Genomic DNA, 20,432 nt, shown 5'->3' on the forward strand with positions numbered 1-20,432 from the left:
GACGCGATGCCGTTAGCCGATGTATCGGAGATCGTCGTCCGTCGGCACGTCCATCTGCTGTTGCTGTTCCATCTCCTGGATCTTGCCGATAACCTCCTCCATCTCGTCGGCTCGTTCGTCCAGAGACTCGTACTCGAGGTCGAAACCGAGCACGTCCTCGAGCACCTCGAGCACCGCTCGCGCGCTCTTGGGATCGACCAGATAACCGCTGGTTTCGCCCATCAAGCAGGTCGCCTCGAAGCCGCGCCGTTCACCCAACCCGAGCAGGAGACCGGAGACGCCGACGATGCCGCCGGCGGGTTCGTCTTCGCGGAACTCGACGCCCGCGTCCTCGAGCGCCTCGAGCAGCGATTCGTCGCTGACGGCACCGACGACGGCGTACTCGTCGATGAGTTCGCCGGTCGGAACGCCGCCGAGCGCGTACACCTCGGTCGCGCCGAACTCTTCGGCGATGTCGAGGAAGGCGTCCGTGAGCGTGTAGTGGCCCTCGTTACTCTGGGCCTGATGATCCCCGGTCAACAGGAGCAGATCGCGGCCGTCGGGAACGTCGACGGCGTGGAGCTCCGCACAGGTCAGTTCCGAAACGCCGTCCTCGACGCTCACTTGCGGCGGGAACTCCCGAGAATAGATCCGTCGGACGAGCGTGCTCTCGCCCTCGAGTTCCTCGAGCAAGTGCTCGACGGCGAGGGTACCGACGTGTCCCACTCCTGGCAACCCCTCGACGAGAACGGGGTCGTCCAGTTCGACCTCGGCGACGACATCGATCTCGAGTTCGTCCATACCGTATCAGCGGTTGCGACGTTTAAGAGCGCGTCGGTACTCGCCGTGGGGGTCAGTCGGGTCGAACGGCGCTGGCGCGCTGTTTACCGTCTCGGCACCGCAGTCGGGGCAGCTCTCAGAAAGGGTATACACCGGGCGGTCGTGGGCCTCGTGCCACGCGGAACACACCCGGATATCGGATTTCATCGGTCCTTATTCGTCGTCGGTTCGGCGCTCGCGGTGGTACTGCCCGGTGCCACCGTGGCCTTCGATCGCGGTGACCGCTCGCTGTGCGCTCTCTTCGAGGTGCGATTCGGCGGTCTTGTAGTTCGGCGCCTTCACTTTGATTCGGTACTCGGGTGCGCCGACGTAGCTCACCTCGAGATCGACCTCTTCGGGGATCTCGCCGTTGCCTTCGGCCGCTTCGAGGGCCTCGCGAATCCCGTCGACGCCGGTGTCGGTGGGGTTCGCGAGGTCGACGTAGCCGGTGACGTTGACGTACGGCACCGAGACGTTCTCGCGGGCCGTCTCGACGATCGATTCGATCTCGTCGTCGTCGAGGTCGGTGTCCTCGAGCGCCTCCTCGCCGTGGATCGCGGCCTGCTTGAAGCCCTCGTAGAGCCCCCCGTGGATGGCGATCAGTTCGTTGGCGATCGCGGTGTAGTCCTCGTCGTCGATCTCTTCGCCGAAGGCCAGTTCCATCCAGTTGTCGGCCTTCTGCTCGTTTTTCCACTCCTGGATCTTATCCGAGCGCTGGTGATCGTTGACGTCTTTCAGCGAGAGATCGATCTGCTGGGAGCTCTTGTCGACGTCGAGAACCTTGCAGACGGCGATCTGACCCTCGCGGACGTGATCGCGGGTGTTTTTGATCCAGCCGCTCGCGACCTCGGAGATATGGATCAGTCCCCGCTTGTCCTCGTACTCCTCGAGATCGACGAAGACGCCGAAGTCCTCGATTTCGTCGATCTTGCCGACGACGAGTTCGCCGGGATCGGGCCAGCCGCTGTACTTCATCGTGACTCGACTGTTTCGAGGATCTCGTGTTCGATCTCGGCTTTGCCGCCGGTCGGTCGCACGAGCGTCGTGCCACAGACGGCACAGGCGACCTCCGAGGAGGCCTTGCCGAAGACGGTCTGTTCGTTCTCGCAGTCATTGCATCGAACGCTGTAGAAATTTCCTGCCATTGGTATCACTCCTGGAACTCGAGTCGGCCGGCGCGCCATCCCTCGCGGAGGTGGGCCTTGCCGCACTCGCTGCATCGGTATTTGAGGTCGGTCTTCTTGGTCGGCTTCTCGCCACCGGGTACCTTCGAGAAACGGCCGGAGTTCCCGATCGAGGAACTGTTACGTCGGGTACGGCGAGCGTCCCACTTCATGCCGCTCGAGCGGCCCGTTCGGGACTTTTCGACTTCGTGTTCGTGGTGTTCGTTGCAGTGCGGACAGTACGTATTGAATCGGCGTGGCATCTGCATAGTTATCTCACTTGCCGTGGGCTAAGATAGCGCCGTTTATAACCCGTTTGGTTCGTCGTTCGGCCCCACCGGGTAGCGGAGTTCGGTTCGCGCGCGGCCGATCATTATCTCGAGCGATTTCGTTTTTCTGTTGGTCGCCCATTATCTCGCGGCCGACGGCACAGGCGGCAGAGCCAGCGGGCCTCCGAAGCGTTTAATCCGCTCTCCTGTGAAGCTGGGCGCATGAAGCAGCTCATCATCCACGGGGATCCCGGAATTCGAAACGGGGCCATCGTTCGATACCGGGGAGAGGACGGGGGCGGGGAATCGGAGGTCGTCTGTTTCGGTATCAATCGAAACGGCGAGTATCACGGACCCGATCGGGTCCAGCTCTGGTGTACCGTCGGTGCCGAAGACGAGTACGAAGATTACGAGAAACGGAACTTCACGCCGCACTTCCTCGACGTCGACCGCGTCGACGCCGAGGACGTCGAGGTCGTCCGGGCAAAGAGCGATCTCGCGATCTAATCGGTACTCGCCTCCGAAATGGTGCAACCAGCGGCTCGGATCCGGCTAGTTTCGATTTTGATCAGTACCGTACAGCCGACGGAGTCGGAGAGACAGGCGAACTATCCGGAGAAGCTGTCGTCGAGTTGTCGGTTTGAGACGGCGACCGGAAGATGGAAACCGGTGCCGTCGTCAGTGGTCGGTACGCTCGAGATCGAACACGACGATGAGTGATTCCCTGTCAGAGGCCGTCCGGATGCGGATTCGTGCGCTCTGGTCGACGACGCGGTTCGGCCAGTTCGTCGGCGTCGGTACCGTCGGTGCGACCGTCGATAACGTGGTCCTCGTGTTGCTGGTCGAGGCGACGGTTCTCGGCCCGGTCGCCGCGAAGGTGCTTTCCTGGGAGCTCGGAATCGTGGTCATCTTCGCGATCAACGAACGGTGGACGTTTTCGGGGTACGGAAAGGTCGGACTCCGACCGTTGGGTCGACGATTTCTCCGCTCGAATCTGGTTCGGTTAGGCGGATTTCTGGTGACGCTCGCGATACTAGCAGTGCTGGTCCTCCAATTCGACGTCTGGTACGTGGCGGCGAACGTGGTCGGAATCGGCGTCGGCTTCTTCGTCAACTACACCTGTGAGAGCCTCTACACGTGGCAGGTCCATCAGGAGTAGCGGTAGAAACCCGCATAGGGCAACCGAATCACAACCCTTAACTAGCGCACTCGGATATGATGTGATAGCGGGATGGGATAGCCAGGAGATTCCGGCGGGCTCATAACCCGCAGACCGGTAGTTCAAATCTACCTCCCGCTATACTTTTGCTGCGAGCAAATCCGCGAGCAGCAAGTATAGCACGGTGGTAGATTTGAACCACGCCGTCACCCTCGCTTCGTTCGGGTGCCGTCTGGTTCAAATCTACCTCCCGCTCTGTTTTGACGCGAATCGATCCGTGAGCGCTCCCCTGGACACAGGATGTTCCGTCTCGAGTGCGAACAGTCAGCAACTACTCGCTCGAGCGGCGAAATCACTCGAGCGAGAGACGGGCAACCCGAGTCGAGGGACCGACTGACGCGTGCGTTAGCCGCTGATCACGATCTCGGTTCGATCGACGAGACCGCGGGTCGCAGCGTCAGCGCGGTTGATCCGCACTTCGATCGCGTACGTGCCCGCGTCGACCGGCTCCCACTCGTCGTCGGAAACCCGGATTCGCTGGGACCACTGCCGCCGGAAGCGTTTGCGCTCGCTCCGGGCGAAGGAGAACGTGGCGGGCCGGTCGGGAACCGTTCGCGGTACCTGCGAGGCCTCCCTGTAGCTGTCGACGGCCCAGACCCAGCGCTTTGGCGACTCGGTCCGGAGCCGAATCGGGAACGGGAGCCGATTGCGGAACTCGACGGTGATCTCGACCGGCTCGCTGGGCTCGTATCGGCGTTTATCCGTCGAGACGCTGATGTCGATCGCGCGGTGGCGCAGTGCAGTAGGCGTGAACGCGTGGCTGAACGAAGCCCAGTCGATCGTGCGCCCGCCCCCGTTCCCGTCGTCACTTTCTCGCCAGTCGGGCACGAACGGATCGTCGTCCGACCGCTCGAGCGCGTCGGCGTCGTCGATTCGTTTCATCGGTCGGCCCCTTGCGTACGGCGTTTCGTTCCGGCGATCGGTTCGGGGTCGCCCTCGAGTCGATCGTCGAACCGGTGGCAGGCGATCGGATGGTCGGCCGTCCCTGCTTCGAGCGCCGGTTCGGTCGTCTCGCAGGGTGTCTCGAAGTCCGACGCGAGCCGATCCCGTGCGGCCTCGAGATCGCCGTCAGCGGCGGCCTCGAGCGCGTCCGCGAGAGCGTCCTCCGCGTCCGGATCGGAGAGCTGGTGGGAGATCCCGTTGGCGTCCCGGATCGCCGCAGTGACATCCCGGCTGGCGTCGGGGCGCGGAAGGAGTGCCTCGAGTTCCGCGTCGGCGTCCGCCTCGGCGAGTTGCGTTCGGAGCGCCATGATCGAGCGGAACGAGTCCGTCTCGAGGTCGTACTCGGCGGGCGGGATGACCCGCGGACAGCGCGTGTGAAATCGACAACCAGATGGGGGATCGGTGGGGGAGGGAACTGCCCCCTCGAGGACGATCCGATCGCCCGCCCAGCAGGGATCGGGTTCGGGAATCGCCGACAGCAGCGCTTCGGTGTAGGGATGAGAGGGTGCGTCGAAGACCTCGGCGGTCGTCCCGGTTTCGACGAGTTCCCCGAGGTACATCACGGCCACCCGGTCGGCGATGTGCTCGACCACCGAGAGGTCGTGGGTGATGAGCAGGTACGAGAGCCCGAACTCCTCCTGGAGGTCGGAGAGCAAATTGAGGATCCCGGCCTGCACGGAGACGTCGAGCGAGGAGACCGGCTCGTCGCAGACGACGAACTCGGGTTCGACCGCGAGCGCGCGGGCGATGCCGATCCGCTGGCGCTGGCCGCCCGAGAACTCGTGGGGATACCGGCTCGCGTGGCCGGCCTGCAGTCCGACGGTCTCGAGCAGCTCCCGAACGCGCTCGTCGCGTTGATCCGGCGGGACAATGTCGTGAACCGTGAGCGCTTCGCCGACGATGTCGGCGACGGTCAGCTGCGGGTTGAGGCTGGCGAGGGGATCCTGGAAGACGTACTGAATCTCGGATCGCAGCGCCCGAAGTTCGGACCGGGAGCACTCGGTCAGTTCGGTGTCGCGGTAAGTGACCGAGCCCGCGGTGGGCTCGAGCAGCCGGGCGAGCGCCCGGCCGAGCGTCGTCTTGCCGCAGCCGCTCTCGCCGACCAGCCCGAGGGTTTCGCCTGCGCGGATCTCGAGGTCGACGCCGTCGACCGCCCGAACCGTCTCGTGCCGGCCGAGCAGTCGATCGAGAACGCCGTCGGCCGTCGTGTAGCGTTTCTCGAGCCCCTCGGCGCGAATCAGTGGCTCGTCGTCGGCTGCCGTCACCGAGACTCACCTGACGTCGTTCGCTCGTGACAGTCGTCGTTCGCTCCGTCCCGCACCTGCACCTCGTAGTCCAGTCCGTCCTCGAGGTCGCCGGTGTACTCGAGACAGGCGGCGACGTGGGTTTCGGGGTCGCCGTCGTCCGGGGCTACGGACGCCGTCTCGACGAGCGGTGGGCGATGTCCGGCACAGACGGCCTCCGCGTACGGACAGCGCGGATGGAACCGGCAGCCGGTCGGCGGGTCGACGAGATCGGGCGTCGTTCCGGGGACGGTCGCGAGGCGCTCGCGGTCGTCGCCCAGCCGAGGGATCGAGGCTAGCAATCCGACGGTGTAGGGGTGTTTCGGGTCGTAGTATAGCTCCTCAACCGGGGCGCGTTCGACGATCTCTCCCGCGTACTGTACCAGCACCCGGTCGCAGATTTCGGCGACGACGCCGAGATCGTGGGTGACCAGCTGGATCGCCGTCTCGGTCTCCTGGGCGAGGTCCGCGAGTAACTCGAGGATGCCGGCCTGGACCGTGACGTCGAGGTCGGTCGTCGGCTCGTCGCAGATGAGCAGGGCTGGATCGCAGGACAGCGCCATCGCGATGACGGCTCGCTGTCGCATCCCGCCGGAGAACTCGTGAGGGTAGTCCGAATACCGGGCGGCCGGGTCCGGGATCCCGACCCGCTCGAGGAGCGCGATCGCACGGTCGCGAGCCGTCTCGTCGGTGACGGCCTCGTGTGCGCGAATCGCCTCCGATACCTGTTCGCCGACGGTGTAGACGGGGTTGAGCGCCGCGCCCGCGTCCTGGAAGACCATCGCGATCTCGTCGCCTCTGAGCCCTCGCATCTCGTCGGCCGACAGCTCGAGGACGTCCCGTCCGCGAAAGCGGATCTCGCCGCCGACGATCTCGCCGGGGGATTCGATCAGGCGGAGTAACGCGAGGCTGGCGACGCTCTTGCCGGCCCCGCTCTCGCCGACGAGTCCGAGCGTCTCGCCCGCGCGGATTTCGTAACTGATGCCGTCGACCGCCCGGACGACGCCGTTTTCGGTATAGAACTGGACGACGAGATCCTCGACCTCGAGCAGCGCCATCAGCGCAGCCGCCTCCGTTCGTCGCTCGCGTCCCGGCGGGGATCGAGCGCGTCGTTGATCCCGTCACCGACGAGGTTGATCGCCAGCACGAACAGGAAAATCGCGAGCCCGGGGAAGACGGTGATGTGCCAGTGGCCCTGCACGAGCGAACTCCGGCCCTGCGAGAGCATCGCGCCCCACTCGGCGCTTCCGGGCTCGAGGCCGAGTCCGAGGAAGCCGAGCGCCGCCGCGGTGAGGACGACCGTGCCGACGTTGAGCGTCGCCTGGACGACGACTGGGGCGACGGCGTTCGGGACGACGTGTCTGCGGATGACCGTCCGGTCGGGCACGCCGAGCGCTCTCGCGGCCGTAACGTACTCGCGCTCCCGGACCGAGAGGACTTCGCCGCGTAACAGCCGAGCGTAGCCGATCCAGCCGGTGATAGCGAGGGCCAGCACGACCGTCCAGAAGCCGCCGCCCAGGATCGGTATCGGCTCGAGGATCGGGACGATCGCGATCGCCAGCACCAGAAACGGGAAGGCGTACAGTACGTCGACGAGCCGCATGATCGCCTCGTCGATCCAGCCGCCGAAATAGCCTGCGATCGCGCCGAGGGGGACGCCGACGCAAAGCGCCAGCGTGACGGCGACGAGCCCGATCCCCAGCGTGTACCGACCGCCGACGAGGACCCGCGAGAGCTGGTCGCGGCCCGCCCAGTCCGTCCCGAACGGATGTGCTCGAGAAGGCGGCGCGTTCGCCGGGCCGACGAACATCGCGGACGGATCGTACGGTGCTATCGAAAACGGCTGGAGCGTGATCGTGACCGCCGACGTCGACACCTCGATCGGTCGGGCGAAGACGGCCAGCATCGCCATTACGACGATCACGCCCAGTCCGGCCATCGCCGTTCGGTTCCGCCGGAACCGACGCCACGCGTCCTCGAGACGACGTCTCGGCCGATCGAGTTCTGTCTCTGTCTCTGTTGCGGTCTCCGCGGGCGTCGTCGAACTGGCGATGGGTCCCGTTGCTGTTGCATCGTCGGTATCGTCGGTTTCCCGATCACCCGCCTGCTGGTCCGCGACGGCGTCGTCGAAGCCGACGATGCGAATCCGACCGCGCTGGGTGGTGGGGTGTCGGTCGCTCATTGGTCAGTATCGAATTCGCGGATCGAGGATCGCGTAGACGACGTCGACGAGCAGGTTCGCGAACACGATCGCGACGCCGATAACGAGGACGGCCGCCTGGATGACGGTGTAGTCACGCCGGAGGATCGACCGGACCAGCAGCCGCCCCATGCCCGGCCAGGAGAATATCTGTTCGACGACGACGGCACCGTCGACGAGAAAGGCGAGCTGGAGGCCGGCGACGGTGACGACCGGAAGCAGGGCGTTTCGCAGGACGTGTTTCAGGATCACCGTTCGTTCGGAGAGCCCCTTCGCGCGTGCGGTCCGGACGTAGGCCGCCTCGAGTTCCTGACGCATCGACGACCGCAACAGGCGGGTGATCAGCGCGGCCGAGGCGGTCCCGAGCGTGATCGTCGGCAGGAGCATGAACTTCGCCATCGCGAGGCTCGCGAGTGGCGCGTCTGGCGGGATAACGCGAAACCAGCCCAGCCGAACGCTGAAGACGAACAATAGGATGAGGCCGAGCCAGAAGTTCGGCGTCGCGATCCCGGCCAGCGCCGCGATCCGCCCGAGTTCGTCGGCCGGCTCGCCTTCCCTGACAGCGGCGACGATTCCCGTGGGAATCCCGACCGCGAGCGCGAGCAGCCACGCGGCCCCGCCGAGCGCGAGCGTCGCCGGGAGTCGCCGACCGATCGTCGCCGAGACGTCGCGACCGGTGATCGGCGACTCGCCGAACTCGAGGGTGGCCGCGTCGCCCAGCCACAGCACGTACTGTTTCCAGACCGGCTGGTCGAGGTGGTACTCGGCCCGGATCGACGCCTCGACCGCCGGGCTAACGTCCTGAAAACCGATGATCGCGTCGACCGCGTCGCCCGGCAACAGGTGGACGAACGAAAAGGTCAGTGCGGTGACGCCGAAGAGGACCGGCGCGGTGACCAACAACCGCGTCCAGACGTATCGGCCGAGCGTCATTGGTGGGAGTAGAGTGTAACGTTAGTTCGGACGGACGTACTCGTCGGCGATCGTCTCCTGAAACGACTCGCTCGCGTACTCCTCGAGCAGCGGTGAGACCGGCGTGTACGCCAGTTGGCCGATGCCGCGGTAGACGTTCTCGAGGATTCGTTCGCGCGGAAGCAACATGTTACAGCCGCGACGGACCGACCGCTCGGAAAACGGCGCGCGGTAGGTGGGGTAGATCACCATATCGAAGCCGCCGCCGACGTGGCGCCCGACACCGTAGGCCGCGTCGCTCTCGAAATCGGCGACGCTCGCCGACGGCACGCCGTAACTGAAGTGGATGTTCCCGGCCTCGAGTGCGCCCTGTCGGGACGACTTCTCGGTGATAATCTCGAGCGTGACGGTTTCGATCGGTGCCGTCTCGGGGACCGCTTTGTTCCCCTCGAACCAGTGATCGTCGAAGCGCTCCATTCGCCAGTGGTTGTCGCTCTCGTGTTCGACGAACCGGTAGGGACCGGTTCCAACGGGCTCCGACTCGAGGTCGTGTTCGCCGTCGATCACCGCCATCGGAACGATCGAGACGTTGAACAGCGCGCTCTCGAAGGGGCCGTACTCCCGCGAGCAACTGATCTCGATCGTCTCGTCGTCGACGACTTCGCTGGTCTCGTACCAGTCGTAGACGTCGTTCTCTCGCGGCGTTCCCTCGTAGCGCTCGAGCGAGCCTCTGACGTGGGCCGCAGTGAGCTCTTCGCCGTTGTGGAACCGGACGCCCTCGCGGAGGGTGAATCGATACGTCATCCCGTCGCCTCCCCCGTCGTCGATCCGTTCCCAGTCGGTGGCGAGCATCGGTCGAATCTCGCCGTCGAAGTCGACGCCGACGAGTTGCTCGTAAAGCAGCGCCGTCGCCTGACTGGAGACGGTCCCGTTTATCGTGACGGGATCGTAGTTCGTGACGTCGCTCCCGAGGTCGCCGACGAACTCGGACCCCTCTTCGAGTTCGGTGTAGACCCCGGCCCAGGGCGCGTATATCGCGTAGTACGTCCCCGGCCGAAGCGGATACGTCTCCCAACCGCTGACGACGTCGCCGTCCCAGACGTGAGTCGCTTCGCTGAAGCGAACGAACGACGCCGGCGAGTCGGCGACCAGTTTCTCCTGCAGGTTTCGGTAGATCTCGACGCGGTCCTCCTGATTGGTTTCGGTGAGACCGGCGTTGATATACTCGTCGACGGTCTCATCGGAGTAGTGGCCGACGTTGGATCCGTTCGGCGTGTGATCGTCCGAGTGAAAGAGCATGTCGACGTAGTTGCTCGGATCCCAGCCGCCGGTCCAGCTCGAGACGAACATGGCGTTTTCATTTTGCTCGGCCGCGGCGAACATCATATCGACGTGGGAGCCGAAATCCTGAGAGGTGATCGAGATGTCGAAAAAGCCGGTCCCGTTGAGTTCGCTCCGGAGAAGCTGTGCGAACTTGTTTCGTTCCTCGTCTTCGGTAATAGCGATCGTGGTTTCGAACGGCGGCTCGACGTCCGCCGCCTCGAACCCCTCCTGTATCAGCTCCTCGGCTGGGCCGTCGGCCGTGACGCTGTTGGATCTGATACAGCCAGCGAGTCCCGCGATCCCGGCCGCCCCCGCACGCTTCAGGAGTGAACGCCGTCGCAGACGACCGCGTTCACTCGGCCCGACACTATTCCCTGACATAGTCGTAGAGTTCTGATCCTGCGAACATATTCCTTGTGTTGGCTAGACACGGAACGGCTCGAAATCCCCGAACGCGAGTCCCAATCCCGGCCGCAATCTGTTGACCGGTCGTCGATATCGCGATTCGCCGGACCGTCGCGGGTGATCGGACGAAGACAGCGGGACACGTCCCTCGGTTCCGGTCAATTCGTGTGATAGGCCGTTCGACGACCCGCCCGCCGGCGATCGCTTACTGATCGCCTTCCTCGTCGACGATGACGACCTCGCCGTCGACGACGTCGACGTTGATTAGCGTCTTGACGTCGTAGCCGGCGTCGTCGACCTTGTTCTCGCCGCCGACCTTCTTGATCACGGCCACCGTGTCGACGACCTCCGCGCCGATCTCGTCGAGCGCGGTGAGCACCGACGCGAGCGTGCCGCCCGTCGAGAGGACGTCGTCGAGGACCAGGACGCGCTCGCCCTCGCGGACGTCGTTGATGTACATCTCGTTTTCCGAGTAGCCGGTCTTCTGGGAGATCGCGACCTCGTCCTCGAGGCCGTACTTGCGCTTCCGAATCACGGTCAGCGGGATATCGGTCATCAGCGAGACGGCGGTGGAGATGTGAATGCCCATCGCCGCGGGGGTCACGATCCGATCGACCTCCTCGAGCTCGGCTTTCCGGATGATTCGGATGACGATCTCGCGGAGCAGCCCCGGATCGAGTTTCGGGAGCCCGTCGCTGATCGGGTGCACGAAGTAGTGATAGCCGTTCTTCTCGATGATCGGCGCCTCGAGGAGGGACTGCTTCAGCTGATCCATGCTGTGGGTCGAACCGTCGCGGAGTAAAAGTTGACGATCCGAGCGAGGGAGCCGCGATATTTCTCGACCGGAAGATCGCCACCCGTTTCGACCTGCCGGACCGTTCGAGGACCGATCAGTCGTCGGCGCTGAAGCTCAGTTCCGGTGGCTGGTCGCCGTGACCGAGACGCATGTTTCGCTCGTGGTAGATGTGGACGACCGCAGTGAGCGTGAACGTCCCCGCGATGGCGGCCGTCCAGGTCAGCTCCGAGAGATGCGTCAGCGGATAGATCTCCAGCCACAGCGCGGCGACGAGCGCACAGCTGATCGCGCCCAGCGAGAGGTACAGTTCGCGCCACGCGAACTCCCGGCCGGGGACGATTTCGAGGTAGACGCTGATGTCTCCGGTTCGATCGGTCCCCTCGATGACGCCTCGATCGGCGTCGAAGCAAAGAATGCCGGTCGCGTCCATCTTCGGAAGGTGGGTCTGTTGGAGCGTCGTGTAGACACGCTTTCGCTGCTCGGGGGTGACGCCCTCGAGGGTCGTGTCGTACTCCCAGGCGGCGATCTGCTGGGCGAGATCGCCGAGTTCGACGGGCCGGTCGTCCTGTTTGAGGTACTGCAGGATATAGCGACGCCGTTGATTCCGCAGCACTTCGAAGATCTCGCCTTTGGAGAGCGCTTCGTCGGGCGGGTCGTGATCGTCGTCGGGCGCGTCATCGCCGCCGGTGTCGGGAGTGTCATCGCCGCCGGTATCGGGGGTGTCGGCGTCGTCGGTTCGGTGTCGTTGCGCCACGTCGGTCACCTCGGGGTACCGGACGGCTCCGGTCGTTCGATCGCGTTCAAACCAGGTCGAATACCCATTAGTTCGGTCGGATGAACCCCACCCATATAATTCTCCTGACGGGCGCGCTGACCGCTCAGTCCGTCGCCGGCCTCGCCCCGAGCACCGCCGCAATCGAATCGGCGATCTCGCCGCCCAGCCCGGCTTTCGTTCCCTCGTAGCGTGCGACGTCGCTCGCGTGGACGAGCAGCGCGCTCGTCGTCTCCGCCCCCATCACGCTCGCGTCGTTGGCGACGACGAACGCGAGATCGGCCCGCTCGAGGGTCGTTCTGGCCTGCTCGATCATCGCCCCGTCGTCGCCGGAGGTCTCGGTCTTGAAGCCGACGATCGGCAGGTCGGGGTAGTCGGCGCGAATCTCGTCGATGAGCTTCGGCGTCGGCTCGAACTCGAGCGTGAACTCCTGACCCGAGCGGATCTTCTCGTCGCTTCCCTCGACGGTGTAGTCGCCGATCGCGGCGGCCGAGACGAGCGCGTCGGCGTCCGCACAGGCCTCGCGCGTGGCCGCGAGCATCTCGCTCGCGCTCTCGACCTCGCAAACGTCGGCGTAGGGCACGTCGGGCCCGTCGTGGACGAGCGTCGCGTCGGCTCCGCGGACGTAGCAGGCTTTCGCGACCGCTCGCCCCATCTTGCCCGACGATCGGTTCGTGATGACCCGGACGGGGTCGATCGATTCGCTCGTCGCGCCGCTCGTAACGACGACGTGCTCGCCCTCGAGCGGCCGGTCGCCGGCCGCGCGGGCCACGTCGCAGACGATCGCCTCCTCGCTCGCGATCTTGGCCTTTCCCTCTTCGATGCGGGGATCGACGAAGTCGACGCCCCACTCGGAGACGGTGTCGATGGCCTCGAGCACGCCGGGGTGGTCGTACATCGGTTCGTGCATCGCGGGCGCGATCACGACCGGCGTGTCGGCACCGAGCGCGGTCGTGGCACACGTCGTGACGGGCGTGTCGTCGACGGCACCCGCGATCTTGCCGACGGTGTTGGCCGTCGCGGGTGCGATCAAGAACACGTCGGCCCAGCCCTCGTAGCCACAGAGATCGACGTGTTCGACGCCGCCCGTGATCTCCGTGACGACCTCGTTTTCGGTGGCGAACTCGACCGCCCAGGGGTGGATGATCCCCTGCGCGCTGCCGGTCATCACGCCGCGAACCGCCGCTCCGTGGCGTCGCAGCTCGTGGGCCAGTTCGACCGTCCTCACGGCCGCGATCGACCCCGTGATCCCGAGCGCGACGTTGACTCCCTCGAGCATTCGTCTGCTAGTCTCTCTCGGGGTATGTTAAGCGTAGCGAGGCGTCGCCGCGGGTCGGGTTCGCTTACTCGCTCACGTCGAGGTCGACTCGTTCGGCGAGCCACTCGAGCGCCGCGTCGACGGTCTCGGGATCGGTGCCGGTCACCTTCAGCCGGTTTCGCCGCTCCGTGTCGGGGTAGCTGCCGATCGTCACGTCGAAGCGTTCGCGTACGCCGTCGATGGCCGCGGCCATCGAACCCTCCGGCTGGGGCGTGTACGCCACCCGCGAGACGGCGTTGCCGCTGAACTCCGCGGCGACGCGCTCGAACAACGCCTGCATCTCCGCGGGTACGCCCGGGAACGCGTAGACGTTCTCGAGCACGCAGCCGGGACAGAGCCCCTCGGGATTGAGTACCGGCCGACTGCCCTCGGGCAGCGCCGCCCAGGCGTCGACATCTACGTCCAGGTCGTCGGCCGTTACCGTCTTCGGATCGAGGTCCCGGTAGTCCGCGACGGTTTCGAGGACGTCCCGTCGAACGGACTGGTCGACGACCAGCTCGCGGTCGAACGCGTCTGCCAGCGCGTCGGCGGTGACGTCGTCGTGGGTGCCGCCGAGGCCGCCGGTCACGACCACGGCGTCCAGGGCGTCCGTCCACGTTCGGATCGTCGCCGCGATGCGGTCGCGATCGTCCGGAATCGTCAGAATGCGGTCGACGGTCGCGCCGTTGTCGGTCAGCCGGGTCGCGAGCCATTGGGCGTTCGCGTTCGCGATGTCTCCGGCGAGCACTTCGTCGCCGACGGTGAGGATGGCGACCTCCATCGACTGACTCGACGCGGGCAGCCGGCAAAAGGATATGGCCCAGCGCGCCTCCCCCTGACACAGCCGTATTGGGAGCGCGTTTTTCTGCAGACTGACCGTGTGACGGGCGCTCGATGAAGGGGAACCACGTATCACTCCGGACCAGCCAACCGGCGTGCGGCGGCGCGCGCTGGGCCGCGGCGAACGGAGGCGAGGCGTGAACGAAGTGAGCGCCTCGGAAAGCGAACGGTGACCGCAGGGAACCGTGAGCCGTGTGAGCCGCGGCTCGAAGCCGTGCGAGGGATGAGTGAGCGCCGCGAGGCGCGAACGAATCGGCTGGGGAGGGTGTGGCCATTCCGTGTTACCACGATAGCAGGACGCTTCTATCGCTGCTTTCCCGGTAGATCGGCTGTTCCATACACTGGTGGGTTGGGAAAAGCTGGCACTTTCCGTTCGGGTTGTTGGTCACCGACTGTCGGGAGGGAACTACCTACTGCTAGTCTTCCGCGACGCTCGGGTGCATCGTCGGCACCTCGTCGAGCGGTTCCTCGAAGGCCTCGAGCAGGCGGGCTCTCGCTTTGTCGTCTCGTTCCCGCCGTTCCGCGTCGTCGATCTCCTCACAGCCCGGCGGCACCTCGCGCCCGCGGCCGGTGAAGTAGCCCTCCGGCGCGACCCAGTCGTGATAGAAGTTCGCGTCCGAATCGTGGATCGCGGCGAGGGCGACCTTCGCACCGTGGCCCGCTGCGACGATCGTCTGGTGGGGTTCCTCCGCGAGTCGGCCCGCGGCGTAGACGCCGTCGACGGCCGTCCGGCCGGCCTCGTCGGTGTCGACGAAGTGCTTGCTCCCGCGCTGGATGCGACCCACGTCGAGCGGGACGAGATACTCGCTGTCCGACCACGAGGCCGCGATCACCCGCCGCGCCTCGAGCGGGTCGCCGCCCTCGGTCTCGAGGACGAAGCCGGCCTCGAGGTCCGTCTCGTCGACCAGTTCCGTGCTCGTGACCCGACCGAGTTCGAACTCGGCGCCGGCGTTGCGGGCCTGTTCGCGGCTCAGTTGCAGGTACCTGCGGGCGTCGAGGCCCTCGGGAAAGCCGGGGTAGTTCTCGAGGCTGGCGTTGCGCTCGAGGATCGATTCGCCCCCGTCGATGACGAGGGTATCCAGTCCCGCGCGTGCGGTGAAGATCGAGGCGGCGAGGCCGGCGACGCCTCCGCCGACGATACAAACGTCTCGCATGCTCGCTCGTTGCCGGCCGCGAGTATAGAAGGTTGCCGTCTTCCGTCTGTTCGTGCTTGCTGTTTTCCGTCTGTTCGCGCACGGGACAGTTGTGAATGGGGAAGCGGGTTCCGGTGAGGATGAATGAGACGAAGCGTTCTGCTACCGTGGCAACACGGAAGCGCCACGCCCTCCCCAGCCGATTTCTCCTCACGGGCGCTGCGAGGCGGTGAAACCGCCTCGACGGTCGCGGCGCGTAGCGCCGCGCTCTGCCCGTTCGGATGGTTCGCGGGACCGTCGGTCCCGCGCTAACGCTCACGCCTGACGGCGTTCGCTCATCCACTGTCAGAGCGAGCTCTGACAAGCCTTCCCTCACTCCGTTTGCGAAGACCTCGCGCAGCGTCGTGCCGCGGTTCACCGGTGGTTCGCGGTTCCCTGCGGTCACCGCTCACACCATCGAGGCCGTCACTTCGTTCAGGCCTCGCAGTTCACCGCGGCACAGCGCGCGCCACCGCTGCCGGGTGAGCAATCTGGTGCAGTACGTAGATAACCTCTACTGATCGGATATCGCCGACAGATTCTGGCTACGGACCCACAGCAGGGATTACGGCTCCGAGTCGTGTGTAAATCCCAACACTATTTTGATATGTGATATCGAATCGACGACTATGCTCGCTGCTGCTGCGTTCGTCCTCGTCCTTGCGGTCGGGCCGTTCCTCGGGTTTCGAGCGTATGCCCGCCGCGTCGAGGCGATGGACGGACCGGTCGAAGACCGCTTGCACCGACTCAATCGCGTCCAGCAGGTCGGCGGATTCGGATTGCCGATCGTCGCCATTCTGGCCGGCTACACCCTCGGACTGGTAGATCGAGCGACTGCCGCCGTCGGGACGGGCGGCGTCGAACTGTTCGGCATCGCGTTCCTCGAGTTCGCAGTACTCATCGCGGTCACCTTCGGGATCGTTACCGTTCCGATCGTGTCGATGGCCCTCGGCACGTATCCCACGGTGCGCTCGCTGCGGGAGACGTCGGCGTCGATGTGGCGGGTCGCGAAAGGCACGGTCACGGTGATGGCGGTCGCCGTCGGCTCGGCGATGATCGGGGTCGGGGGTTTCCTCGCGGTCATTTCGGTCGTCGGGTCGTCGGCCCCGGTGCTCGTCGCCACTCTCGGTGCGATCGTCTTCGCCAGCTTCGGTCTCTCTCCGTACCTGATCGTACTCTTCCGGGACCGCGTTCCGCTCGAGGGGCAGCGTCGCGAGCGCGTCGAACGGCTCTGTACGGAGTTGGGCTACAGACCCCGCGGACTGTTCCTGCTCGAGGGCGAGTCCACCAAGACCGCGAACGCGCTCGTCGCGGGCACGGTTCCCGGGCTGCGATACGTCTTCCTGACCGACTACTTGCTCGCGGAGTGCGACGACGACGAACTGCGCTCGATCCTCGCCCACGAGTTCGGCCACGTCGCCGGCCGCTACCTCTGGCAGCGCGGCCTGCTGACGGTCGCCGTCTTCGGAGCCTGGATCCTCGGCGTCCAGCGGTTCGGACTCGGCGGGCTCGAGGAGCGCTTTGGTTTCGTCGGCTTCTTCGTCCCGTTCATGGCGCTGTACGCGCTCTACCACGTCGTCCTGCTGGGTGGGCTCGCGCGATGGCAGGAGTTCCGGGCGGACTCGTACGCGGCCCGGGAGGCCGGTCGAGAGGCGATCAGCAAGGCCCTCGAGACGCTGGCCGACGCGAACGATACTCGCCGCGAGGCGGGCCTGTTCTACAGCCTCGCGACCCATCACCCGCCGATCGCCGACCGAATCGATGCGATTCGGGACGACGCCGAGGGAGAGGGGGCTCGGGCGACGCCGAGCGATTGATGCGGAGGACCCCGTATGAGCGGTACTCGACGCTATGGAAATCCTTACTTTCGGCTCCGTCGTACGGCGGGTGTGGACAGAATTCTCCTCAGTACGCTCGCCCATCGGTCGCCCGAGGAGGTGTTTCCGTACGTGGAGTCGTTTACCGACTACCCGCGGTACACGGACCACCTGAAGGAAGTGCGCGTCAACGGGAACGGCGGCGTCGGTTCCGTCTACGACCTCAAACTGGCGTGGTGGAAGCTCAGCTACACCGCCCGCTCGAGGGTGACCGATATCTCCCCGCCCGAGTCGATCACGTGGGAACTGGTCAACGATCTCGACGCCCGCGGCGAGTGGCGCGTCGAACCGGAACCCGAATCCGCGCCGGCGGACGTGGAGACGGCGAGTCGGATCTACTTCGAGGCCGTCTACGATCCCCACTCGGCGGACGAGAACGCGATCTCGCTGCCGCGGTTCGTCTCGCTGGACTGGGTTATCCGGAAGGTCGAACCCAAACTTATCGGCGAGGCTGAGACCGTCGTCCAGCGGCTGGTCGCGGACATCGAGGGTCGGCCGCGGGAGGTGGAGTTGACGGTTCACGAAATGCCGTAGCTCCGTCCGCTCCCCTCGACTATGTGCGCGGACGTTCTCGCTGCGCCCGGTCCTAACGCAAGGCTAACCCACTACTGTCCGGCGACCGATACCGATACTATGACCCGGATCAGCGTCGTTCCGAGGCCGCGATCTTCGCGGGTGAGACGCCGGTGCGCGTAATCGTCGTCGGTGCGGGCCAGGTCGGGTCGAACATCGCTGCCAGCCTCGACGACGAGCACAACGTCGTCGTGGTCGACACGGATCCCGAACGAGTCGAGTCGGTCACCTACTCCCACGACGTGTTGGCGATCCGGGGGAACGGGACCGCCCTCGGGACGCTCGAGGAGGCCGGCGTCGAGGAGGCCGATATGGTCATCGCGAGTACCGACATCGACGAGACGAACATCGTCGTCTGCGGGGCGGCGAAGGCCGTCGCCGAGCCGTTCACGATCGCCCGCGTCAAGAAGACGAACCTGTTGCGGACGTGGGAGCAGTCCAGAGGCGCGTTCGGCGTCGATTTCATGGTCTGTACGGATCTCCAGACCGCCGAGACGATCGTTCGGATCGCCGGCTTGCCCGGCGCTCACGACGTGGAGACGTTCGCCGACGGGCTCGTCCAGATGGCCGAGTTCGAAGTCGGACCCGACAGTCCGATCGCCGGCGACACGGTCTCCGAGGCCGACCGCTTCGAGTCGTTGACCTTCGCGGCGCTGTTGCGCGACGATGAGATCGTTATTCCACGCGGAGAGACCGTCATCGAGGCGGGCGACGCCGTCGTCGTCATCGGTTCCGGGTCGAGCGTCCGCGAGTTCGCGGGCATCCTGACGCCGGGGCCGTCCCTCGAGGACGCCAACGAGATCGTCATCGTCGGCGGCACCGAGATCGGCTACCAGACGGCGCGACTCTTCGAGGCCGAAGGGCTCGAGCCGCGACTCGTCGAACGGGATCCCGAGCGGGCGCGGGAGCTGGCCGAGAAACTGCCGGGAACGCTGGTTCTGCAGAGCGATGCGACGGACATCGACTTCCTCGTCCGCGAACACGTCGACGAGTCCGACATCGTCGTCGCTGCGGTCGAGGGCGACGAGAAGAACCTGCTCATCTCGCTGCTCGCGAAACGACTCGGCGTCGAGCGCACTATCGGCATCGTCGAGGTCGGGGAGTACGTCGACCTCTTCGAGACCGTCGGGATCGACGTCGGGGTCAACCCGCGGCTCGTGACCGCCGAGGAGATCACCCGCTTCACCCGCAAGCGACAGACCGAGAACGTCGCCATGCTCGAGTCCGATCGCGCCGAGGTCCTCGAGATCGAGGTCGGTTCAGAGAGCGCGCTCGCCGGCGAGCGGATCCGGGACGCGATGGCCGGCCTTCCCGCCGGAATCGTCATCGGAGCGATCACCCGCGATGGGGAGCTGATCACCCCGCGAGGGGAGACCAAAGTCGAGAGCGGCGATCACGTGGTCGTCTTCGTCGATACGGCGGTGCTGGAGGAGGCCACGTCGGCCCTGTAACTCCGGTCGTCTCACCCGGCGTCGGCGACTCGCTCGCCGACCTCGAGCCCGTTGCGAAGCGCCGCGTGGAGTCGGGCCTCGCCGGCGACCCAGTCGCCGAGACAGTACAGCCCCTCGCGTTCGGCGCGCTCTAGCACTTCGCCGGGGAGGCCGTCCTCCGGGAGCGCGTGCCGCCACCCCTGGTAGTCGATCCAGTCGGGTTCGCGCAGGCGCTCGTCCCCGATGAGGTCGGCGGTCATCGCCGCGAGTCGTTCGCAGTTCTCTGCTGGTCGTTCGTCGTAGCGGTCGACGGACCACTCGTGGTTGGCCTGGACGACCAGCACCGATTCCCCGTCGGGGACGTGGCCGGGTTTGCACTCCTCGCGGGCGACCCAGCCGATCTCGTGGGCCTTGTCCGTGTTGACCAGCGCGTAGTAGGGACGCTCGAGTTCGAACGGATAGTGGAAGATCCCGGTCCAGATCGTCCGGAAGGGGACCGCTTCGACGGCGGCTGCGAGCGACTCCCACGTATCGGTGCCGCTCGACCAGTCGGCCGACCGCAGCAGGTCGGCCGTCTGCGGTGCCGGCGGATTCAGGAGCACTGCGTCGAATGGGCCCCAGCGGGTTCCGGACGCGTCCTCGAGTCGCCAGCTCCCCTCTCCGTCGTCGGGTTCACGAACTAGTGTTTCTACTCGCGTCTCCCGGTGGACGCTCGCGTCGGTACGGGTGAAGAGTCGCTTCGCGATCTGGGTCAGCCCCTGTCGGTAGGTCCACTTATGATCGTCGCGGCCGTCTCCCGGCGACACCGTACCCGCGCGATCGAACGTCCAGACCGGCTCCGTCACGTCGACCAGTCCCTCGTCGTCCAGTGTCTCCGTTAGTAGTTCGACCACGCGCTCGTCGTCCGACGTGACGTAGTTCGCGCCGTAGTCGTAGACGACGTCGTCGCGACGCCTCGTCGCGGCCCGGCCACAGAGACCGCGAGACTTCTCGAGAACAGTGACTTCCGTTTCGGTCGGCGCTCCGTCGATGGCGTAGGCCGCGGCCGCCGCGGCCGCCCCGGCACCGACGATTCCGATTCGCATCACGATCGCAGTTCGACTCGAGGGATCAAGTAAGCCGGCCCGAACTGCAGTGGTCCGAACGCTCGGCGGCCCGTCG

Annotated in this window: 22 protein-coding genes and 1 tRNA gene; 6 read left to right on the forward strand and 17 right to left on the reverse strand. The window is 65.7% G+C overall.

The features are described 5' to 3' along the window. Window positions 1-12: 12 nt before the first annotated feature. The 5 genes from LDH74_RS00570 to LDH74_RS00590 are packed head-to-tail and all read right to left on the reverse strand — an operon-like array spanning window position 13 to window position 2,230. Window positions 13-780 carry a proteasome assembly chaperone family protein gene (locus tag LDH74_RS00570; RefSeq protein ID WP_226040695.1) on the reverse strand — a complete coding sequence of 256 codons (768 nt, stop codon included), beginning with the start codon at window positions 778-780 and terminating at the stop codon, window positions 13-15. A gap of 6 nt (window positions 781-786) precedes the next feature. Beyond that, on the reverse strand, window positions 787-966 hold the full coding sequence (locus LDH74_RS00575) for an RNA-protein complex protein Nop10 (protein ID WP_226040696.1): 180 nt from the start codon (window positions 964-966) through the stop codon (window positions 787-789). A 6-nt stretch (window positions 967-972) separates the two neighbouring features. Next, the gene (locus LDH74_RS00580; protein ID WP_226040697.1) at window positions 973-1,773 is read right to left on the reverse strand and encodes a translation initiation factor IF-2 subunit alpha; all 801 of its coding nucleotides are present in this window, start codon (window positions 1,771-1,773) and stop codon (window positions 973-975) included. After that, window positions 1,770-1,943 (reverse strand): 30S ribosomal protein S27e, encoded by a 174-nt coding sequence (locus LDH74_RS00585; RefSeq protein WP_226040698.1) that lies wholly within the window; start codon window positions 1,941-1,943, stop codon window positions 1,770-1,772. Before LDH74_RS00585 ends, LDH74_RS00580 begins: the two co-directional genes overlap by 4 nt. Window positions 1,944-1,948: 5 nt before the next feature. After that, complete coding sequence (locus LDH74_RS00590; RefSeq protein WP_098724294.1) at window positions 1,949-2,230, reverse strand: 50S ribosomal protein L44e; 282 nt, start codon at window positions 2,228-2,230, stop codon at window positions 1,949-1,951. A gap of 222 nt (window positions 2,231-2,452) precedes the next feature. Here LDH74_RS00590 and LDH74_RS00595 point away from each other — a divergent pair, with 222 nt between their 5' ends. The 3 genes from LDH74_RS00595 to LDH74_RS00605 all read left to right on the forward strand — a co-directional run bounded on the left by LDH74_RS00595 (window position 2,453) and on the right by LDH74_RS00605 (window position 3,530). Next, complete coding sequence (locus LDH74_RS00595) at window positions 2,453-2,737, forward strand: HAH_0734 family protein (protein ID WP_226040699.1); 285 nt, start codon at window positions 2,453-2,455, stop codon at window positions 2,735-2,737. 205 nt (window positions 2,738-2,942) lie between these two features. Next, a complete protein-coding gene (locus tag LDH74_RS00600; RefSeq protein ID WP_226040700.1) occupies window positions 2,943-3,389 on the forward strand; it encodes a GtrA family protein in 447 nt (148 codons plus the stop codon). Between the two features lie 66 nt (window positions 3,390-3,455). Further along, window positions 3,456-3,530: transfer RNA gene (locus LDH74_RS00605), tRNA-Met, on the forward strand. 264 nt (window positions 3,531-3,794) lie between these two features. Here LDH74_RS00605 and LDH74_RS00610 read toward each other — a convergent pair. From LDH74_RS00610 to LDH74_RS00660, 11 genes are all read right to left on the reverse strand, one after another. Then, complete coding sequence (locus LDH74_RS00610; protein ID WP_226040701.1) at window positions 3,795-4,331, reverse strand: hypothetical protein; 537 nt, start codon at window positions 4,329-4,331, stop codon at window positions 3,795-3,797. After that, window positions 4,328-5,656 (reverse strand): ABC transporter ATP-binding protein, encoded by a 1,329-nt coding sequence (locus LDH74_RS00615; protein ID WP_226040702.1) that lies wholly within the window; start codon window positions 5,654-5,656, stop codon window positions 4,328-4,330. The genes LDH74_RS00610 and LDH74_RS00615 overlap by 4 nt, the downstream gene beginning before the upstream one ends. Further along, entirely contained in the window at window positions 5,653-6,732 is a 1,080-nt protein-coding gene (locus LDH74_RS00620) for an ABC transporter ATP-binding protein (RefSeq protein ID WP_226040703.1), read from the reverse strand. Before LDH74_RS00620 ends, LDH74_RS00615 begins: the two co-directional genes overlap by 4 nt. Next, window positions 6,732-7,856, reverse strand: coding sequence for an ABC transporter permease (locus LDH74_RS00625; protein WP_226040704.1), 1,125 nt, complete (start codon window positions 7,854-7,856; stop codon window positions 6,732-6,734). Before LDH74_RS00625 ends, LDH74_RS00620 begins: the two co-directional genes overlap by 1 nt. A 3-nt stretch (window positions 7,857-7,859) precedes the next feature. Further along, complete coding sequence (locus LDH74_RS00630) at window positions 7,860-8,807, reverse strand: ABC transporter permease (RefSeq protein WP_226040705.1); 948 nt, start codon at window positions 8,805-8,807, stop codon at window positions 7,860-7,862. A gap of 21 nt (window positions 8,808-8,828) precedes the next feature. Further along, window positions 8,829-10,490: an ABC transporter substrate-binding protein gene (locus tag LDH74_RS00635; protein ID WP_226040706.1), complete on the reverse strand. Its 1,662-nt coding sequence runs from the start codon at window positions 10,488-10,490 to the stop codon at window positions 8,829-8,831. A gap of 229 nt (window positions 10,491-10,719) precedes the next feature. Further along, window positions 10,720-11,289 carry a hypoxanthine/guanine phosphoribosyltransferase gene (gene hpt / locus LDH74_RS00640; protein WP_226040707.1) on the reverse strand — a complete coding sequence of 190 codons (570 nt, stop codon included), beginning with the start codon at window positions 11,287-11,289 and terminating at the stop codon, window positions 10,720-10,722. Window positions 11,290-11,404: 115 nt separating this feature from the next. Beyond that, window positions 11,405-12,073, reverse strand: a complete 669-nt coding sequence (locus LDH74_RS00645) for a hypothetical protein (protein ID WP_226040708.1) — start codon at window positions 12,071-12,073, stop codon at window positions 11,405-11,407. Between the two features lie 115 nt (window positions 12,074-12,188). Next, complete coding sequence (coaBC, locus tag LDH74_RS00650) at window positions 12,189-13,361, reverse strand: bifunctional phosphopantothenoylcysteine decarboxylase/phosphopantothenate--cysteine ligase CoaBC (protein WP_226040709.1); 1,173 nt, start codon at window positions 13,359-13,361, stop codon at window positions 12,189-12,191. A 64-nt stretch (window positions 13,362-13,425) separates the two neighbouring features. After that, window positions 13,426-14,160 (reverse strand): molybdopterin-binding protein, encoded by a 735-nt coding sequence (locus LDH74_RS00655; RefSeq protein WP_226040710.1) that lies wholly within the window; start codon window positions 14,158-14,160, stop codon window positions 13,426-13,428. A 475-nt stretch (window positions 14,161-14,635) separates the two neighbouring features. Next, window positions 14,636-15,373 carry an NAD(P)/FAD-dependent oxidoreductase gene (locus tag LDH74_RS00660; protein WP_226040711.1) on the reverse strand — a complete coding sequence of 246 codons (738 nt, stop codon included), beginning with the start codon at window positions 15,371-15,373 and terminating at the stop codon, window positions 14,636-14,638. Window positions 15,374-16,020: 647 nt separating this feature from the next. Between LDH74_RS00660 and LDH74_RS00665 the strand changes: the two genes are divergently transcribed. From LDH74_RS00665 to trkA, 3 genes are all read left to right on the forward strand, one after another. After that, the gene (locus LDH74_RS00665) at window positions 16,021-17,208 is read left to right on the forward strand and encodes a M48 family metalloprotease (RefSeq protein ID WP_226040712.1); all 1,188 of its coding nucleotides are present in this window, start codon (window positions 16,021-16,023) and stop codon (window positions 17,206-17,208) included. Window positions 17,209-17,280: 72 nt separating this feature from the next. Beyond that, a complete protein-coding gene (locus tag LDH74_RS00670; RefSeq protein WP_226040713.1) occupies window positions 17,281-17,802 on the forward strand; it encodes an SRPBCC family protein in 522 nt (173 codons plus the stop codon). A gap of 152 nt (window positions 17,803-17,954) precedes the next feature. Next, window positions 17,955-19,292 (forward strand): Trk system potassium transporter TrkA, encoded by a 1,338-nt coding sequence (trkA, locus tag LDH74_RS00675; protein ID WP_226040714.1) that lies wholly within the window; start codon window positions 17,955-17,957, stop codon window positions 19,290-19,292. Window positions 19,293-19,303: 11 nt separating this feature from the next. Here the strand turns inward: trkA and LDH74_RS00680 are convergent, their stop codons facing one another. Continuing rightward, window positions 19,304-20,359 (reverse strand): NAD(P)-binding protein, encoded by a 1,056-nt coding sequence (locus tag LDH74_RS00680; protein WP_226040715.1) that lies wholly within the window; start codon window positions 20,357-20,359, stop codon window positions 19,304-19,306. Window positions 20,360-20,432 lie beyond the last annotated feature (73 nt).

Source organism: Natrinema sp. DC36, assembly GCF_020405225.1.
In the GTDB taxonomy this organism is placed as follows: domain Archaea; phylum Halobacteriota; class Halobacteria; order Halobacteriales; family Natrialbaceae; genus Natrinema.

Bases quoted from the DNA above. Each gene is read 5' to 3' on its own strand.
- hpt (WP_226040707.1), bottom strand. From the start codon at position 11,289: ATGGATCAGCTGAAGCAGTCCCTCCTCGAGGCGCCGATCATCGAGAAG.
- LDH74_RS00600 (WP_226040700.1), top strand. From the start codon at position 2,943: ATGAGTGATTCCCTGTCAGAGGCCGTCCGGATGCGGATTCGTGCGCTC.
- coaBC (WP_226040709.1), bottom strand. From the start codon at position 13,361: ATGCTCGAGGGAGTCAACGTCGCGCTCGGGATCACGGGGTCGATCGCG.
- LDH74_RS00665 (WP_226040712.1), top strand. From the start codon at position 16,021: ATGCTCGCTGCTGCTGCGTTCGTCCTCGTCCTTGCGGTCGGGCCGTTC.
- LDH74_RS00580 (WP_226040697.1), bottom strand. From the start codon at position 1,773: ATGAAGTACAGCGGCTGGCCCGATCCCGGCGAACTCGTCGTCGGCAAG.
- LDH74_RS00655 (WP_226040710.1), bottom strand. From the start codon at position 14,160: ATGGAGGTCGCCATCCTCACCGTCGGCGACGAAGTGCTCGCCGGAGAC.
- LDH74_RS00595 (WP_226040699.1), top strand. From the start codon at position 2,453: ATGAAGCAGCTCATCATCCACGGGGATCCCGGAATTCGAAACGGGGCC.
- LDH74_RS00630 (WP_226040705.1), bottom strand. From the start codon at position 8,807: ATGACGCTCGGCCGATACGTCTGGACGCGGTTGTTGGTCACCGCGCCG.
- LDH74_RS00570 (WP_226040695.1), bottom strand. From the start codon at position 780: ATGGACGAACTCGAGATCGATGTCGTCGCCGAGGTCGAACTGGACGAC.
- LDH74_RS00620 (WP_226040703.1), bottom strand. From the start codon at position 6,732: ATGGCGCTGCTCGAGGTCGAGGATCTCGTCGTCCAGTTCTATACCGAA.
- LDH74_RS00610 (WP_226040701.1), bottom strand. From the start codon at position 4,331: ATGAAACGAATCGACGACGCCGACGCGCTCGAGCGGTCGGACGACGAT.
- LDH74_RS00625 (WP_226040704.1), bottom strand. From the start codon at position 7,856: ATGAGCGACCGACACCCCACCACCCAGCGCGGTCGGATTCGCATCGTC.
- LDH74_RS00590 (WP_098724294.1), bottom strand. From the start codon at position 2,230: ATGCAGATGCCACGCCGATTCAATACGTACTGTCCGCACTGCAACGAA.
- LDH74_RS00575 (WP_226040696.1), bottom strand. From the start codon at position 966: ATGAAATCCGATATCCGGGTGTGTTCCGCGTGGCACGAGGCCCACGAC.
- LDH74_RS00585 (WP_226040698.1), bottom strand. From the start codon at position 1,943: ATGGCAGGAAATTTCTACAGCGTTCGATGCAATGACTGCGAGAACGAA.
- LDH74_RS00660 (WP_226040711.1), bottom strand. From the start codon at position 15,373: ATGCGAGACGTTTGTATCGTCGGCGGAGGCGTCGCCGGCCTCGCCGCC.
- LDH74_RS00635 (WP_226040706.1), bottom strand. From the start codon at position 10,490: ATGTCAGGGAATAGTGTCGGGCCGAGTGAACGCGGTCGTCTGCGACGG.